This window comes from Nocardia sp. CA-107356 (genome assembly GCF_050946365.1).
Taxonomy (GTDB): Bacteria; Actinomycetota; Actinomycetes; order Mycobacteriales; family Mycobacteriaceae; genus Nocardia.
The window spans coordinates 1263536-1278654 of the sequence record NZ_CP191992.1; the positions used below are offsets into that span (position 1 = coordinate 1263536).

Here is a 15119-nt window from a genome sequence, read left to right on the forward strand (position 1 = left end):
TGTCGTCGGCGGGTGGTTGACTCGGGCCATGGCGGTGCCCAGTCAGTGCAAGGCCGTCGGTGAGATGCCAGCGCCCAAAGCCTGATGGCAAGGGCCCTTTGACACAAGCTCCTGACGAAAGGGCTGGAGTCGGCTCAGTGCACCGACTCGAGCTCGGACCGGCGCACGGCCGCGATGGCCGCGGCGGTCTCGCGCCGGTCGGGCGCGATGAGCACCGCGGTGATCGGCACCGTCAGCGCCAGCGACCCGATCACGAACATCGGAAAGACGAATTCGAACAGCGTGAGCCCGTCCGGCGCTTTCGCGACCGAATCAATGGTCGGATCGATGGCCGCGATGCCCGCGTAGTACATGCCCGCCACACCGACAGCGAACAACAGCACCGTGGCTGCGCGCGCCAGTGGGGAGCGCAGGGCCTGGAACGACCACAGCGTCCCCACCCCGGTCACCAGCGCGATGGCGAGCGCGGCGGCCGAAAGCCACGGGGAGATCTCGACCGATCCCTGAATGCGGATGGACCCGAGCCCGAGGTAGAGCGTCGAACCGAAGCCGATGCCCATCACCAGTCCGCCCGGGATCAGCCGGGCCAGTACCAGGCGGCGGCCGATGACGATCAGCGCGACGAATACCGCGACGAACGCCGTAGCCATGGCGGCGATCATCTTGCCGCCGTCGAAGCGCATCGCGGTGCCCGGTATGTCCACGCCGAGCAGCGCCACCGAGGTGGCCAGCCAGACCCCGACACCGCCGAGCGAGACCGCGGCCGAGGTCACCCACACCAAACGAAAACCGGACGAGCGCGCACCGTGTAGGACACAGGCAATTCCGACCACGGCGCCGAGTACCGAAACACCGAAGGAGAGTGCGGTGATCCAGTACCCCATGGAGAACTGGTCCACCGCAGCGCCGCTGTTCGCCGCAGCGAACAACCGGACGTCATGCATGTCGTGCGGTTCCTTCCAATTCGAGCGCCTTCAGTTGGGCGATCGCATATTCGGTGACGGCCGCCAGCGCCTGGCGGACCTCCATGGCATTGCGCGCGTCGATATCCACGATGGGCACCCCTTCGCGCACCGAAAGCGCTTCGCGCAGTTCGGCGATCGGGAAGCGCGGTGCGTCGGGGAAGCGGTTGACCGCGATCAGGAACGGCAGCTTGCGCGCCTCGAAGAAGTCGACCGCGGCGAAGCTGTCCTCGAGTCGCCTGGTGTCGATCAGCACGACCGCGCCGATGGCGCCGCGGATCAGGTCGTCCCACATGAACCAGAACCGGCGCTGGCCCGGCGTGCCGAACAGGTAGAGCACCAGGTTGCCCGGCAGGATGATGCGGCCGAAATCCATGGCGACCGTGGTGGTTTCCTTATCCGGGGTATCGGCGAGATCGTCGATACCGTCGGAAAAGCGGGTCACCATCGCCTCGGTGCGCAGCGGGACGATCTCCGACACCGCGCCGACGAAGGTCGTCTTGCCCGCGCCGAAGCCACCGGCGACAACGATTTTGGTCGAGGCGACGCGGGTGTCGGCCTCACCTTGGGCTGGGTTGCCGGGCTGTCCGGTGTGCCCGTAATTCCCGGCGGTTCCGGCAGTCTTATAGGGCACGGAGTCCACGCAAAGTCCTCTCCATCAGGGAACGACGCTCGTCGAAGCTCGCCTCGTCGGTCAAGGTCGAATGCACGCGCAGGGCGCCGTCGACGACAAGGTCGCCGACCATGACCCGGACCATGCCCAGCGGCCGATCCATGTGGGCGGCGATCTCGGCGACCGAGAGCCGGTGCGTGCCCAACCGCAGGATCTCGGTGCGCAGGTCACCCGCTGGCCAATCGAGATGCGCAGTGTACGACAGGGTTTCGATAACAGCTTCGAGCGGTAGGTCGACCGCGGGTTCGGTGCGCCCGGAGGTCAGGGCATAAGGTCTGACACGGGTTGTCGGCCGGTTGGGCCCTTGGCCGAGTGGACTCGACATCGTTGGATCAGACTGCTGTCCGGGCGGTGGCCGTGACCACCGCGCCCACACGATCGACGAGCAGGGCCATTTCGTAGCCGATCCGCCCGATGTCGTGCGACTTGTTGGCGAGCACGGCCAGATGCGATCCATTGCCGACGCTCATCACCAGCAGGTAGCCGCGCTGCATCTCCACGATCGACTGCATCACCTTGCCGCCGTCGAAGAGCCCAGCCGCCCCGGTGGCCAGGCTCGCCAGACCGGCGGTGACCGCCGAAAGCTGTTCGGCCCGGTCGGCGGGTAGGTTCGGGCTGGTCGCCTGCAGCAGGCCGTCCGCCGTCACCAGCACCGCATGCGATACACCGGGCACATCCTTGGTGAAGCGGGCAACCAGCCAGTTCAGGTTCTCGTCCGTGGTGCTGTTGGGGTTGGTCATACAAGCCCTCCGTCGTTGTACTGCGCTTCGGCCCGCCCGCTGCGGACCCCACTGAGATGCCTGGTCAGGTTGTTCCGGATCTCCTCCGGATCGCGTACGCCGGGTTCTTCCACCGGGGCGAGGCCACCGGGCACCAGCTGCGCTCCCGGTCGGCGGATAGGCAATCCGCCGACGGTGCGGGCTTCGGCGGTCGGATGACTGGCCTGTTCGGCGGCCGTCCAGCCCTCATCGGCGGGCGAACTCCATGCGGACGGCGATGGTGTCGCCGTCGCGGGCTCGACCAGCCACTCCGAGACCATCCGCTGGTAGATCGGGGTGGGCGATTCGCCCTGGACCGGCTGTAGTCGGGTCGAGGTGGTCGTGCTGTCGGCCTGTACCGGCTGTAGTCGAGTCGAGGTCGTCGACGCGGGTTCCACTGCGGCGGCCGGCCTTCGGGTCGGCAGCGACGGCCGGATGGCCTGCGGCGTGATGGGCTGTGGACCGGTGAGATGCGGCCCGGCGGGCTCGCGGGAGACGGTTGGCGTCGGCCCGGTCGTCGCTGGGTCGTCGTGCTGTTCGGCCCATAGATCGGTGACTGCGCCGAGTGGCACCTGCGGTTCCACATCGATCACCGAATTCGGCCCGGTGGGGGGCTCATTCGTCGAGGTCGGTGGGCCGAACGGAGCGAGGCGTGGCCGCTCGGCATCGCCCCTGCCGTTGGTCGGCCGCTGTGCGAATACGTCGACCGAGGTTTCGGTGTGATCGTCCCCGGGTACCGATATGTCGGGTGCGTCCGCGACGCGCATGGCCGGACGACGTTGCGGAAGACCGGAACTGGTGACCGCGAACCGCGACGGCTCGCGCTGCGGCAGGCTCGGCACCGGCACCAGCGTGCGCGGCGGCGGTGCGGGCAGTGCGGCCATGACCGGTGCCTCGAGGGCGAGGGCCCGCTGGTTCGGATCGGTGGCATCGAGCGGCGGGGCGACCAGTGCGCCGGGCAGGTGCACGCTGGCGGTGATGCCGGGCTGCTGTGCCATGGTCGAGGTGCGGCGCAGGCTCACCGTGATGGTGTGCCGCTTGGCGAGTCGGCCGACGACGAAAAGGCCCATGCGGCGTGCGGTTTCGACGGTCACCTCACCACCGGAGGCGAGCCGGTCATTGGTGAGCTGCAGATCCTCGAGTGACATGCCCAGGCCGCGGTCGGTGATCTCGATCAGGTAGCCGCCATCGACCGCGCGCGCCACCATGACCGCGACCGGTGTGGTCGGCGGGGAGTAGCGCAGCGCGTTATCGATGAGTTCGGCGAGCAGATGTTCGATATCGACCGCGGGTTCACCGGCGACGATGCCGTCGGGCACCGCGCCGATCTCGACGCGCTGGTAGTCCTCCACCTGGGAGACCGCACTCCAGAGCATGTCCGACAGCGGCACCGGATGCAGTTGGCCGCGGCGCAGGGCGGTACCGGCGAGCACCAGCAGGTTGTCGCCGTTGCGGCGCATGCGGGTGGCGAGGTGGTCCAGACGGAACAGGCTCTGCAGCCGCTCGGCGTTGTCCTCGTCGTGCTCCAGATCCTCGATCAGCGACAGCTGCTGTTCGACGAGGGATTGGCTACGACGGGAGAGGGTTTCGAACATGTTCCCGATCTGCAGTCGCAGTCGGGCCTGGTCGGCGGCGAGATTCAGCGCCTGTTCGTGGATTTCGTCGACGGCACGGGCCAACTGGCCGACCTCGTCGGTGGTGTGCACGCCGACCGGGGTGATCTCCGGGGTGGCGCCACCGCTGCGCACGATGGCGAGTTCGTCGGGCAGCTTCACGTGCGCGACCTCGAGCGCGTCCCGCCGCAGCCTGCGCACCGGGACGACCAGGGTGCGCGCGACGGCCAGGGCAAGGGCAAGACCGGCGAGCAGCATGCCGATGACGATCGTGGTTTCGCGCAGCGCACCGGTCTGCGCCTCGGTGGTCCGATTCGCGAGCGCCTTATCGATGGTGCCGGCGAGGGAGTTGGTGGTCTTCTCGAAGGTGTCCGCGCTCACTTGCAGCGAATCCAGCACGGCCGGATTGGATGTCGGGTCACCCGCGGTCTGGCTGAACGCGCCGAGGCGGATGCCGACGGCGTCCAGCAGCGGACGCATATTGGTCGCGTTGTCCGGGAGGATGATTCCGTAGGTATTGACCATGGTCATCTCGGCGCCCGCGGAGATGAGCACCTTCGGGCGCACGCTCGGATTGTGCCCCGCCTCGGGGGAGGCGATCAACATACGCTGCTGGGTCAATACCCGCCGCGCGTTCTGGATCGCGCCGATCTGTAGGAAGTACCGCTGGATGACGAGGTCCTCGACCGAGGGCGAGAGCGCGAACGCGTTGCCGATGCGGACCGCGATCTCATCGGCCTGTTCACCGACCAGCATCGGTGATCCGTTGCGCAGGCTATTGCGCATGGTGGTTCCGGTGGCGATGGCCGAGGCCAATTCCGAGGTGACCCGGGTGCTCACCTTGGTGGTGTGCATTCCGGCCTCGAGATCGGCCAGTGCCTGATCGAATTTCGTCAACGCCGCGTCGGTGGCCGGGTCCGCGGTGTTACCCCAGGAGGAGGTCGCCGCGACCGCGAGTTGTTCGGTGGCCGTACCGAACTTGACGATCGGGCGAATGATGATGACTTGTTCGGTCGCCGCGTCCAACTGCGACATGGTGCGCAGTTCGTTGTTGATGCGGAGTACGGCGAACACGGTGGCCAGCAGCACGGGCAGCACCAGCACGATGCCAACCTTGCGAGTGACCGACCAGTTGGACAGACTGAATTGCCAGGACCGCGGTGCAGCTTCCATCCGCTTCCGTTGCCTCCGCTTCACGAGCTTGCACGAGTGCCCCCGGATGGCGCGTGGCTGTTCGGTTTTGATTCAACCCGCTGAGAACCAACTAGAGGTCTTCTTTTTACCGCAGGGAACATACCGCGCAGAGTGACCAACGGCAATCTGGGGCACTCCTTCTGTAATTCACTCGAATATGGCTACTCAGAACGGGTTTCGGCGTCCAAAAAGGTTGCGTTTTGCATCGAGATCTGTACGTGATCACAAACCTGCTGGTCACTCGACCAGCCCCTAGCAGGGGCTGATCCTTTCGAGCGATCTGTGAGCAGTCACAAGCTGAACCGTTCGAGCGACCTGCGAGCAGCCGCAAGAGATGTCGGCGTGTCGGGCGTCTCCCTGTCAGTCGACTCTCAGTCGATGCGGTCAAACTGGTGGCATGCGCATTCTGGTAGTCGACGACGATCGTGCCGTCCGGGAATCGCTGCGCCGGTCACTGACCTTCAACGGCTACTCCGTCGATCTCGCGGTCGACGGCGTTGACGCGCTGGAGAAGGCAACCGCGCAGCGACCGGATGCCCTCGTCCTCGATGTGATGATGCCGCGGATGGATGGGCTCGAAGTTTGCCGACGGTTGCGTAGTACCGGAGACGATCTGCCGATTCTGGTTTTGACGGCCCGAGATTCGGTATCGGAACGGGTAGCCGGGCTCGATGCCGGTGCCGATGACTATTTGCCGAAACCATTCGCGCTGGAGGAATTGCTGGCGCGATTGCGTGCGTTACTGCGCCGCAGGGCCGCCGATCCAGGCGAAGTTTCCGAGACCATGACGTTCGCCGATCTGTCGCTGGACCCGGTAACCCGCGAGGTGACCCGAGGCGACCGTTCGATCAGCCTGACCCGCACCGAGTTCTCACTGCTGGAAATGCTGATGGCCAATCCGCGCCGAGTGCTGACCCGCAGCCGCATCCTCGAGGAAGTGTGGGGATACGACTTCCCGACCTCCGGCAATGCACTCGAGGTCTACATCGGCTACCTGCGCCGCAAGACCGAAGCCGAAGGCGAGGCCCGGCTCATTCACACCGTGCGCGGCGTCGGCTACGTACTGCGCGAGACACCTCCGTAGGCGGTCATGGCACGCTCGATCCCGAAGCGACAACTGGTCGCCACGCTGGGGCAACGCCCGCCGGATTCGGCGGAGATGCGCCCGCCCATGCCCCTGACCAGGTCGGTCTCACTGCGCTGGCGGGTGACGCTACTCGCCGCGTCGGTAGTGGCCGTCGCCGTCGCGGTGACTTCCATCGCGGCGTATGCGATGGTGGCGCGCTCCTTGTACGACGATGTCGACTCGCAGTTGAAGGCCCGCGCGGCCACGATGATCAACAACAACTTCGACAGTCTGGGGTTCCAGTCGATCGTGATCGCTGGCTTGTACTCCAATGATGTCGGCGTCGCACTGATATACGCCAATCACAAGGCGTATATGCCGCCGCAGCAGACGATTCCGCCGGTGGGCACCCAAGAGCTCGCGGTCGCGGACGGTGAGTTGGAGTCGTCCCTGCGCACCGTGAGTAACCAGCGTGTGCTCGCCGCGCGGACACATTCCGGTGCGACGCTGATCGTTTCGCAGCGGTTGGAACCGACCCGCGAGGTGTTGGACCGGCTGGCATGGTTGCTGTTCGTCGTCGGCGGTTGCGGTGTCGTGCTGGCAGCGGGGGCCGGAACCGCGGTCGGCCGCACCGGGCTGCGCCCGATCGGGCGGCTGACGGCCGCGACAGAGCGGGTTGCCCGCACGGACGACCTGACGCCGATTCCGGTTACCGGCGACGATGAACTCGCGAGGCTTACCGAGAGTTTCAACACAATGCTGCGCGCACTCGCCGAATCGCGCGATCGCCAACGCAGATTGGTCGCGGATGCGGGGCATGAATTGCGAACGCCGCTGACGTCGTTGCGCACCAATATGGAATTGCTGATCGCCTCCAGTCGCCCTGGCGCGCCGCAGATTCCGGAACAGGATATGGCCGAACTGCGCTCGGATGTCATGGCCCAGATCGAAGAGCTGTCCACCTTGGTCGGCGACCTGGTCGATCTGGCCCGCGAGGATGCGCCCGAAACCGTCTACGAACGAGTCGATCTGGGCGAGGTGGCCGAGCGCGCACTGGAGCGGGCCCGGCGCCGCCGCGGCTCGATCGAATTCGTCGCGGAGCTGCGCGCGTGGTTCGTCTACGGACATGAGGCGGGCCTGGAGCGTGCGATCCTCAATGTCCTGGACAACGCTGCCAAGTGGAGTCCGGGCGGAGCACAGGTGAAGGTGACCATGCGTGAAACCGGGCGTGGGCTGCTCGAACTGGCCGTCGACGATGCCGGTCCCGGCATTCCGTCCAATGAGCGCGAGCTGGTCTTCGAGCGGTTCTATCGGACGACGGCCTCGCGGTCCATGCCCGGTTCCGGACTCGGGCTCGCCATCGTCAAACAGGTGGTGACCAAACACGGCGGCACTATCACCATCGATACCTCGCCGCGCGGCGGCGCGTTGATCCGTATCGTATTGCCGGGTGAAGGTGATGGCGGGCCCGTGCCGGGTGCGCCCACCGATATCTCGGAAAACTGAAAGCGCGGTCTCAGTCCGCTCTCAGTCGTCGACGCCAAGCTGGTCGAAGACGTAAGGAGATATGAGAAACATGACCGAGGATTCGAAGGAAGGCTCGACGCCGCAGCCGGATAACCGCAATGCTGCGCCCGGCCCGCATCCGACCCAGGGGATCCCGGCCGTGCAACCGGGCCAGCCGGATCAGACGTACCCGCACTCCGGATATGTGCCCCAGCAGCCGCCACAGCGTCCGTCGATTTGGCAGCAACGGATGTCGCACAACCCGACCCAGCCGTTGCCCGGTCCGGAAGCGGGCCAGGAATACGCCCAGCCGTCCTACACCCCGCCCATCCCACCCGGTGGGCCGTATCCCGGTGCCGCGTTCGGCGCACAACCGAGGCCGGAACCCGCGCGCCGCCCGATCCGCACCGGCCTCGTCGTCGGCGCGGTAGCGCTGGCACTCGTCAGTGGTGGGGTCGGCGGCGCGGTCGGCTCGCTGGTCACCCGTTCCGATAACGGCCGCGCCGCGGTGACCAATGCTTTGGACGCCCCCAAACCCAATGTCAGCAATGTCACCAACGCGCCAGCCGGTTCCACCCAGGCTGTGGCGCAAAAGGTATTGCCGAGCGTGGTGATGATCAAGGTTGCCAGTAATCGCGCCCAGGGCGAGGGTTCCGGTGTGGTGCTGTCCTCGGACGGTCTGATCCTCACCAATAACCATGTCGCCTCCGGCGGTGGCGCCAACGCCAAGATGGAGGTCGCCTTCTCCGACGGCACTACCGCGCCAGCCACCTTGGTCGGCGCCGACCCGGTCTCCGATCTGGCCGTCATCAAGGTCCAGGGCAAGGACGGGTTGACCCCGATCGAACTGGGCACCTCGTCGAACCTCGCGGTCGGCGAGTCGGTTATCGCGATCGGATCGCCGCTCGGTTTGGCGGGCACGGTGACAACGGGCATCGTCTCCGCACTCAATCGCCCGGTCTCCACCAACGGTGAGGGCACGCCGAGTCAGATACAGCCGGTCATCGACGCGATCCAGACCGACGCCGCGATCAACCCGGGCAACTCCGGTGGTGCGCTGGTCGACGCCAACGGCAAGCTCATCGGCATCAATACCGCCATCGCCAGCCTCGGCGGCAGCGAGGCGACCGGTCAGCAGAGTGGTTCGATCGGCCTCGGCTTCGCCATCCCGGTCGACCAGGCCCGCCGGGTCGCCGACGAGCTGATCAAGACCGGTCACGCCACCTACGCCCAGATCGGCATCAAACTGCGCCCGCAGGACACCGTCGCCCGGGTGCTCGAGGCTACCCCCGACGGCCCCGCGGCCAAGGCGGGTATCCCGGCCGGGGCCATCATTACCAAGGTGGACAGCCGGACCATCGACTCCGGCGACGCGCTCATCGCCGCGGTCCGCTCGCATCAGCCAGGAGACAAGGTGAAGATCACCTATACCGATGAACAAGGCAATAACCCCAAGACCGTCGAGGTAACCCTCTCCGGTGCACCGGCGGACGGTGGCCGATGATGCGGGTGCTGCCGGGCGGATTGACGGCGCGACCGGGAGCCGACGCCCACCTCGTCGGCCTGGACGCTACGGTTACCACCATGGAAATCGATGCTCCTGTGGCGGGGCGTGCACTGGTGGTGGTCGTCGACGATCGAACGGCGCATGGAGGTGTGGACTCGCTCGGGCCGCTGGTCACCGAGCTGCTCACCGAGGCGGGTTTCCTGGTGGACGCTTCGGTGTCCGTACAGGCCGATGAGGTGGAGATCCGCAATGCGCTGAACACCGCGGTGATCGGCGGCGTCGACCTGGTCATCTCGGTCGGCGGCACCGGTATGTCCCCGCGCGATGTCACGCCGGAGGCCACCTCGCAGGTGCTGGATCGGGAACTGCCCGGGATCAGTGAGGCGCTGCGCTCTTCGGGGCGGGTCGCTGGTTCGCTCGATGCCGGTCTCTCGCGCGGACTGGCCGGCGTCTCCGGCAGCACGTTGGTGGTGAACCTGCCGGGCAGCCGGGCCGCGGTCCGCGACGGTATGGCAACCCTGGGTCCGCTCGCCAGCCGAGTGATCGGCGAATTGTCCGGATTGGCCGAATAATTACCGACACGAACTCCTCTGACGACCCTCGCTCGGCGGCGCGCCGGGCGAGGGATGCCGCGCGTCTGGCACGAATCTTCGGTGACGTTCTCCCGGAGACGACCGGTGACGAGCGTGGTAACGGCTCCGATACCGAAACGTTATCTGACGACTGGCTCCGCTCGCAGGTGCCACCCCATCACGGCTGATGACTCATCTACGGTCCAGCCACGTATCTCGGTTCGGTGCTGCGGCTTCATCCACTGTGAATTCCTCACTTTGAAATTTACTTCGGCTTTAAGTACGAAGTTGTCCCGTAGTTGCCATCGGCATTGATGTGACCGGTATTACCTTTTGGTTCCTTTCGGCTGGTGCTCACTTCCTGTTTATGCACGTCAAGCAATATGAACATGTGAGATGGTGTGATCTAGATCACATTGATCTTAACGGAAACTTACGTTGCCAGACCGTTACTGGTCGGTTTAATCTCGCCACGAGCCACCCACGCCGCTGGACTTCACAGGCCCGGGTACGGCACGTACGTTTGCCGACTCGGCGGAACCTGGCTCGGTTCCGTTGCCAGCACTGACCGTTGCGCCGAAATAACAACCGGTTACACACCGGCAACAAACGGGGCACAAACTGAGCTGGGCCTGAGAGGACCACCGTCCAGCCTCGATGGTCGAGGTTGACTAGTTAGAACCTGATGAGGGGAAGTATGAGCGAGAACCGCACCCTGCGCCGCGGTGCCCGGATTGCGGGCGTCGGCGCTGCCGCGGCCGTGGCCATGGGCCTGCTTTCGACCGGTGCTGCCAATGCCGATACCTTCGTGCCGTTGCCGGACGGCCAGAAGGCTGGACCCGACGTGACCCTCACCCGCAATGGTGAACACGCCCTGATCTCCCCGTCGCTGGCTGCCAATGGCGCCGGTCGCGTGGTCTGGGTTTCGGGTAACGCGATCGCCGATGTGGCCGTTACGCCGGAAGGCACGATCGGCCCGAACAATGGCGCCTCCGGTGCCCCGGGTACCAACAACTCCTCGACGCACGGCGCTTCGCAGCTGAGCACCGGCTACATCGTCGGCTGCCAGGTCAGCATCGCCAGCGACGCCATCTCGGCCGGTATCTCCGGTGGTATCAACCTCTCGGGCGGTTCGCTCGGTGGTTCGATCGGCCTCAACCTCGGCCCCGGCGAGGTCAAGTTCGTTCAGATCGACTACAAGGACATCACCAAGCCCGGTGTCTACTCGGTCGAGTACCAGGATGCCGAGATCGAGATCCAGGGCTGCGCGGGCTATGCCCAGGCGCGTTCCTACTCCGTCGTCGAGATCATCGGTGACCACTACTCGAAGACCACCCTCTACGGGCAGCCGTTCAGCATCGGCTGATGTCGGTCGAATCCAACGAACATTCTTCTCGCTCAAGCGAATCAACCCTCGAGGGACATAGCATGATCAACCGTAAGAACGTGGCACGGGTGGCCGGTGTCGGCGCCGCTGCCACTGTCGCCCTTGGCCTGTTCTCCACCGGCGCCGCAAACGCCGATACCTTCGTTCCGCTGCCGGGTGGCTCGATTACCAAGACGCTGTCCGACGGCACCGTTGTCACCATCAGCCTGACCGGCGAATCCGCCAACATCAACCCGTCCATGGGCTCCACCCCGCTGCACCGCAACGCGTGGGTGTCGGGTAGCGCTCAGGTCTCGGTCTCCGGTGACGGCGGCGGCGCGATCTTCCCGGGCTACACCGTCGGCTGCCAGGTCAACATCGCCGGTGGTGGCGCCACCGGTGGCGTCGAAGGCACCGCGGACTGGAGTGGCGACACCGTTACCGGTGGTGTCGGTGCCACCAGCGGTGGCAACCTGACGCTCGGCCCCGGCCAGTCGCAGTCGTTCTACGTGCTCGACCTGGAGCAGGCCGACGACTTCGGCAATGAGGCGCACAAGAAGCGCAATAAGTTCAAGAACGGCAGCGGCTCGGTCACCTGGGCCGATGAGACCATCGGCCTGACCGGCTGCGCCGGTTACGCCCAGGCGCGTGCCTTCATCAGCGTCGAGGTGGAGACCGATAACGTCATCACCTGGACCACCCTGTGGGGCCAGCCGTTCAGCCTCGGCTGATCGGCAGGGGCATCGCACCCTGAAAACGTAAACGGGCTCGTCGCATTCGCGGCGGGCCCGTTTCGTCGTGAAACCCCCCAACTCTCAACACAATTCGCCGAGGGTAGCGGATCGGCCGGTAACATGTGCAAAATCTCACAGGAAACTCATGGAAACCACTAACATTGGGCGCACCCAAGATCGTCCACCGACGAGATTGTCGGCAATCCGGTTGATGGCCAAGATATTTCCATCGAGCGGCGTCGGCATGAAAGGGGTCTTCGGCCTCGGTACCCCGAGGTCGACCGCTAGAACCTGATGAGGGGAAGTATGAGCAAGAACCGCTTCAGCGGTCTGCGTCGAGGTGTCCGCATTGCGGGTGCTGGTGTCGTCGCCGCTGTGGGAATGGGCCTGCTTTCGACCGGCGCTGCCAACGCCGATGTCTTCGTGCCGTTGCCGGACGGCCAGAAGTCGGGTCCGGGCGTGACCGTCAGCCGTAATGGTGAGCACGCCTTGATTTCGCCATCCTTGGCCGCGAATGGCGCGGGCCGCGTCGTTTGGGTCTCGGGTAACGCCATTGCCGATGTGTCCGTCACCCCCGAGGGCACGATCGGCCCGAACAATGGCGCCTCCGGGGCGCCGGGTACCAATAACTCCTCGACGCACGGCGCTTCGCAGCTGAGCACCGGCTATATCGTCGGTTGCCAGGTCAGCATCGCCGATAACGCGATCTCGGCCGGTGTTTCCGGCAGCATCAACCTCTCGGGCGGTTCGCTCGGTGGTTCGATCGGCCTCAATCTCGGCCCCGGCGAGGTCAAGTTCGTTCAGATCGATTACAAGGACATCCTGAAGCCCGGCCATTACTCGGTCGAGTACCAGGATGCGGAGATCCAGATCCAGGGCTGCGCGGGCTATGCCCAGGCGCGTTCCTACACCGTCGTCGAGATCATCGGCAACGACTACTCCAAGGTCACTCTCTATGGAGCACCGTTCAGCATCGGCTGAACGGTGGGATCTCTCAGATCTCCACTCGCCGAATCGAACTCATCGAACTCAATCCGCTAGGGGTAGTAACAATCATGATCGATCGCAAGTTTGCGGTGCGCGCGGCCGGGCTCTGCGGCGCGGCCGCGTTGGCATTAGGCCTGTTGTCCACCGGTGCGGCCAACGCCGACACCTTCATCCCGCTGCCGGGCGGGGAAATCGTCAAGACGCTGTCGGACGGCACCGTTCTCACGATCCGACTGGTCGGTGAATCGGCCAATATCAACCCGTCCATGGGATCCACGCCGGTGCACCGCAACGCATGGGTGTCCGGTTCCGCGCAGGTCGATGTCACCGATGGCTGGAACGGTGCGATCTTCCCGGGTTATGTCGTTGCCTGCCAGGTGAATATCGACGGCGGCGGCGCGGAAGGCGGCGTTACCGGCGGTCTCGACTGGAGTGACGGCCAGAACGTCAAGCCGAAGGTTGGCGCCACCAGCGGTGCCAACCTCAGTCTCGGGCCCGGTCAGGCGCAGTCGTTCTACGTGCTCGATCTCGAGCAGGCCGACGACTTCGGCAATGAGGCGCACAAGAAGCGCAATAAGTTCAAGAACGGCAGCGGCTCGGTCACCTGGTCCGATGAGACCATCGGCCTGACCGGCTGCGGTGGCTATGCGCAGGCGCGTGCCTTCATCAGCGTCGAGGTGGAAACCGACAATGTCATCACCTGGACGACATTGTGGGGCCAGCCGTTCAGCCTCGGCTGAGCAGTCTTCTCGAAAATGTGAACGGGCCCGTCGCAGGTGCGACGGGCCCGTTCACCTTGTGGCACCAGCGAATTGCGCCTGTGACCTCATGGGATTTGGTTTGCGCTGCAGTGCAGGAAAATTCGGGTCAGAACTCGTGTCGTCCGCCCGCGCTCTGCTGGCTGTCGGCGAGGAGATCGCGGATCTGGACCAGCACCTCGGAATCGGTGACGCTGCTGTCCTGGGTGCCGAACCGCTTCTTCGCGTGCATCGCGGGCAGTACCAGAACGAAATACAGCACCGTGGCGATGATCAGGAAGTTGATGCCCGCGGTGATGATCGGGCCGACCTGTACGAAGGTCGCCGGTCTATCGGCAACCAATCGGAAACCGAGGCCGATGTCATTGTTGTCGCCGAAGACGGCGAGCAGCGGGTTGATGATGCCATTGGAGAACGCGGTGACGATCGCCACAAATGCGGTACCGATCACCACGGCTACCGCCAGGTCGACGACGTTTCCGCGGAGTAGGAAATCCTTGAAACCCTTGAGCATTGCCGATATCTCCTCTTCGGGTGGGAGTTGACTAGCTGTGCTCGGCGGTCCGGGCTGCCGTATCGCCCGATGCTAGTTGACCTTGATGGAAAGCTAGTTGACCTTGATGGCAAATGTTCAGCGAACGATTCTCAATGCAAAACGACGGTAAGGGCGGTGCGCAGCGAGGCCGCGGCCACCGCGGTGGCGTGTTCGGCGTCCATCGCGACCAGGACGATTCGCTCGGGCGTGCCGCGCCGATCACCCGGGCCGGATACCAGGACGACCGCGGCATCGAGCGCCAGCAGCCGCGCGGGTCGCATGCTCTGCGCATTCTGTTCCTCCGCGGCGACGACGTCCACTCGGTCGCCCGCCCGCAGGATCTCCGCGACGGCGGTATCGGCCAGTCGAATGGGCACGATGCGGGCGTCACCGGCGCCGGTGACGCCCGCCGCCAGGCGGGGCCCGACGATGCGCAGATCGGTGAATACCTCGCCGGTGCGCATGGCGCCGGTCAGCGTCGCGCCGACCAGGGTGGCGATATTGTCGACCGCGCCCGCGGGCAGCGTGCCGGATTCGTGGGGTGTCGAGCGCAGATCGGCCGCCTCCAACAGGTGCCCCGGCGGCAGATCGCGCCCGGCGACCACGACGTCGGTACGTTCGCTGCCGGGATCGCCGCGCAGGAAGAGGATGACCGCGAGTGCGATGAGTGCCGTCGCGAGTAGGCGTCGGGCGAGCAGACCGTCCGCCCACCGCGGTCGGTTCCCGAGCGCGAAGCGCAGGGAGTTGCCACGGCCGAGTTCGGCGACGGATCGGGTTTTGCCCGGCGGGATGATGCCCAGGGGAGCCATGTCCGGAGCCTATGGCCACAATCACAGCGACTCGCCCGGGAAACGGCAGTGCCTGTGGATAACAACAGCCCTAGGGATG

General features: G+C 65.4%; 15 protein-coding genes. 8 read left to right on the forward strand and 7 right to left on the reverse strand.

From position 1 onward, the window contains the following. Positions 1–134 precede the first annotated feature (134 nt). The 5 genes from ACQP1G_RS05715 to ACQP1G_RS05735 form a co-directional block, all read right to left on the reverse strand. A complete protein-coding gene (locus ACQP1G_RS05715) occupies positions 135–944 on the reverse strand; it encodes an MHYT domain-containing protein (protein WP_433199057.1) in 810 nt (269 codons plus the stop codon). After that, positions 937–1494, reverse strand: a complete 558-nt coding sequence (locus tag ACQP1G_RS05720; RefSeq protein WP_040695543.1) for a GTP-binding protein — start codon at positions 1492–1494, stop codon at positions 937–939. Before ACQP1G_RS05720 ends, ACQP1G_RS05715 begins: the two co-directional genes overlap by 8 nt. A gap of 91 nt (positions 1495–1585) precedes the next feature. Then, positions 1586–1960: a DUF742 domain-containing protein gene (locus ACQP1G_RS05725; protein WP_433199059.1), complete on the reverse strand. Its 375-nt coding sequence runs from the start codon at positions 1958–1960 to the stop codon at positions 1586–1588. Positions 1961–1967: 7 nt separating this feature from the next. Continuing rightward, a complete protein-coding gene (locus tag ACQP1G_RS05730; protein WP_433199061.1) occupies positions 1968–2375 on the reverse strand; it encodes a roadblock/LC7 domain-containing protein in 408 nt (135 codons plus the stop codon). Further along, positions 2372–5179, reverse strand: coding sequence for an ATP-binding protein (locus ACQP1G_RS05735; protein WP_433199063.1), 2808 nt, complete (start codon positions 5177–5179; stop codon positions 2372–2374). Before ACQP1G_RS05735 ends, ACQP1G_RS05730 begins: the two co-directional genes overlap by 4 nt. A 418-nt stretch (positions 5180–5597) precedes the next feature. Here ACQP1G_RS05735 and ACQP1G_RS05740 point away from each other — a divergent pair, with 418 nt between their 5' ends. The 8 genes from ACQP1G_RS05740 to ACQP1G_RS05775 all read left to right on the forward strand — a co-directional run bounded on the left by ACQP1G_RS05740 (position 5598) and on the right by ACQP1G_RS05775 (position 13678). Beyond that, on the forward strand, positions 5598–6284 hold the full coding sequence (locus tag ACQP1G_RS05740) for a response regulator transcription factor (RefSeq protein WP_433199065.1): 687 nt from the start codon (positions 5598–5600) through the stop codon (positions 6282–6284). 6 nt (positions 6285–6290) lie between these two features. After that, on the forward strand, positions 6291–7772 hold the full coding sequence (locus ACQP1G_RS05745) for an ATP-binding protein (RefSeq protein ID WP_433199067.1): 1482 nt from the start codon (positions 6291–6293) through the stop codon (positions 7770–7772). 70 nt (positions 7773–7842) lie between these two features. Continuing rightward, a complete protein-coding gene (locus ACQP1G_RS05750; protein ID WP_433199069.1) occupies positions 7843–9276 on the forward strand; it encodes a S1C family serine protease in 1434 nt (477 codons plus the stop codon). Positions 9277–9356: 80 nt separating this feature from the next. Next, a complete protein-coding gene (locus tag ACQP1G_RS05755) occupies positions 9357–9851 on the forward strand; it encodes a MogA/MoaB family molybdenum cofactor biosynthesis protein (RefSeq protein ID WP_364392993.1) in 495 nt (164 codons plus the stop codon). 697 nt (positions 9852–10548) lie between these two features. Continuing rightward, positions 10549–11217, forward strand: coding sequence for an MspA family porin (locus tag ACQP1G_RS05760; protein ID WP_433199071.1), 669 nt, complete (start codon positions 10549–10551; stop codon positions 11215–11217). 62 nt (positions 11218–11279) lie between these two features. Then, positions 11280–11948, forward strand: a complete 669-nt coding sequence (locus tag ACQP1G_RS05765) for an MspA family porin (RefSeq protein WP_433199073.1) — start codon at positions 11280–11282, stop codon at positions 11946–11948. Positions 11949–12257: 309 nt separating this feature from the next. Beyond that, positions 12258–12932 (forward strand): MspA family porin, encoded by a 675-nt coding sequence (locus ACQP1G_RS05770; RefSeq protein WP_433199075.1) that lies wholly within the window; start codon positions 12258–12260, stop codon positions 12930–12932. A 74-nt stretch (positions 12933–13006) separates the two neighbouring features. Further along, on the forward strand, positions 13007–13678 hold the full coding sequence (locus ACQP1G_RS05775; RefSeq protein WP_433199077.1) for an MspA family porin: 672 nt from the start codon (positions 13007–13009) through the stop codon (positions 13676–13678). Positions 13679–13805: 127 nt separating this feature from the next. Here the strand turns inward: ACQP1G_RS05775 and mscL are convergent, their stop codons facing one another. Together mscL and ACQP1G_RS05785 are read right to left on the reverse strand one after the other, a co-directional pair. Next, entirely contained in the window at positions 13806–14210 is a 405-nt protein-coding gene (mscL, locus tag ACQP1G_RS05780; RefSeq protein WP_433199079.1) for a large conductance mechanosensitive channel protein MscL, read from the reverse strand. A gap of 131 nt (positions 14211–14341) precedes the next feature. After that, positions 14342–15040: an SAF domain-containing protein gene (locus ACQP1G_RS05785; RefSeq protein ID WP_433199081.1), complete on the reverse strand. Its 699-nt coding sequence runs from the start codon at positions 15038–15040 to the stop codon at positions 14342–14344. Positions 15041–15119 lie beyond the last annotated feature (79 nt).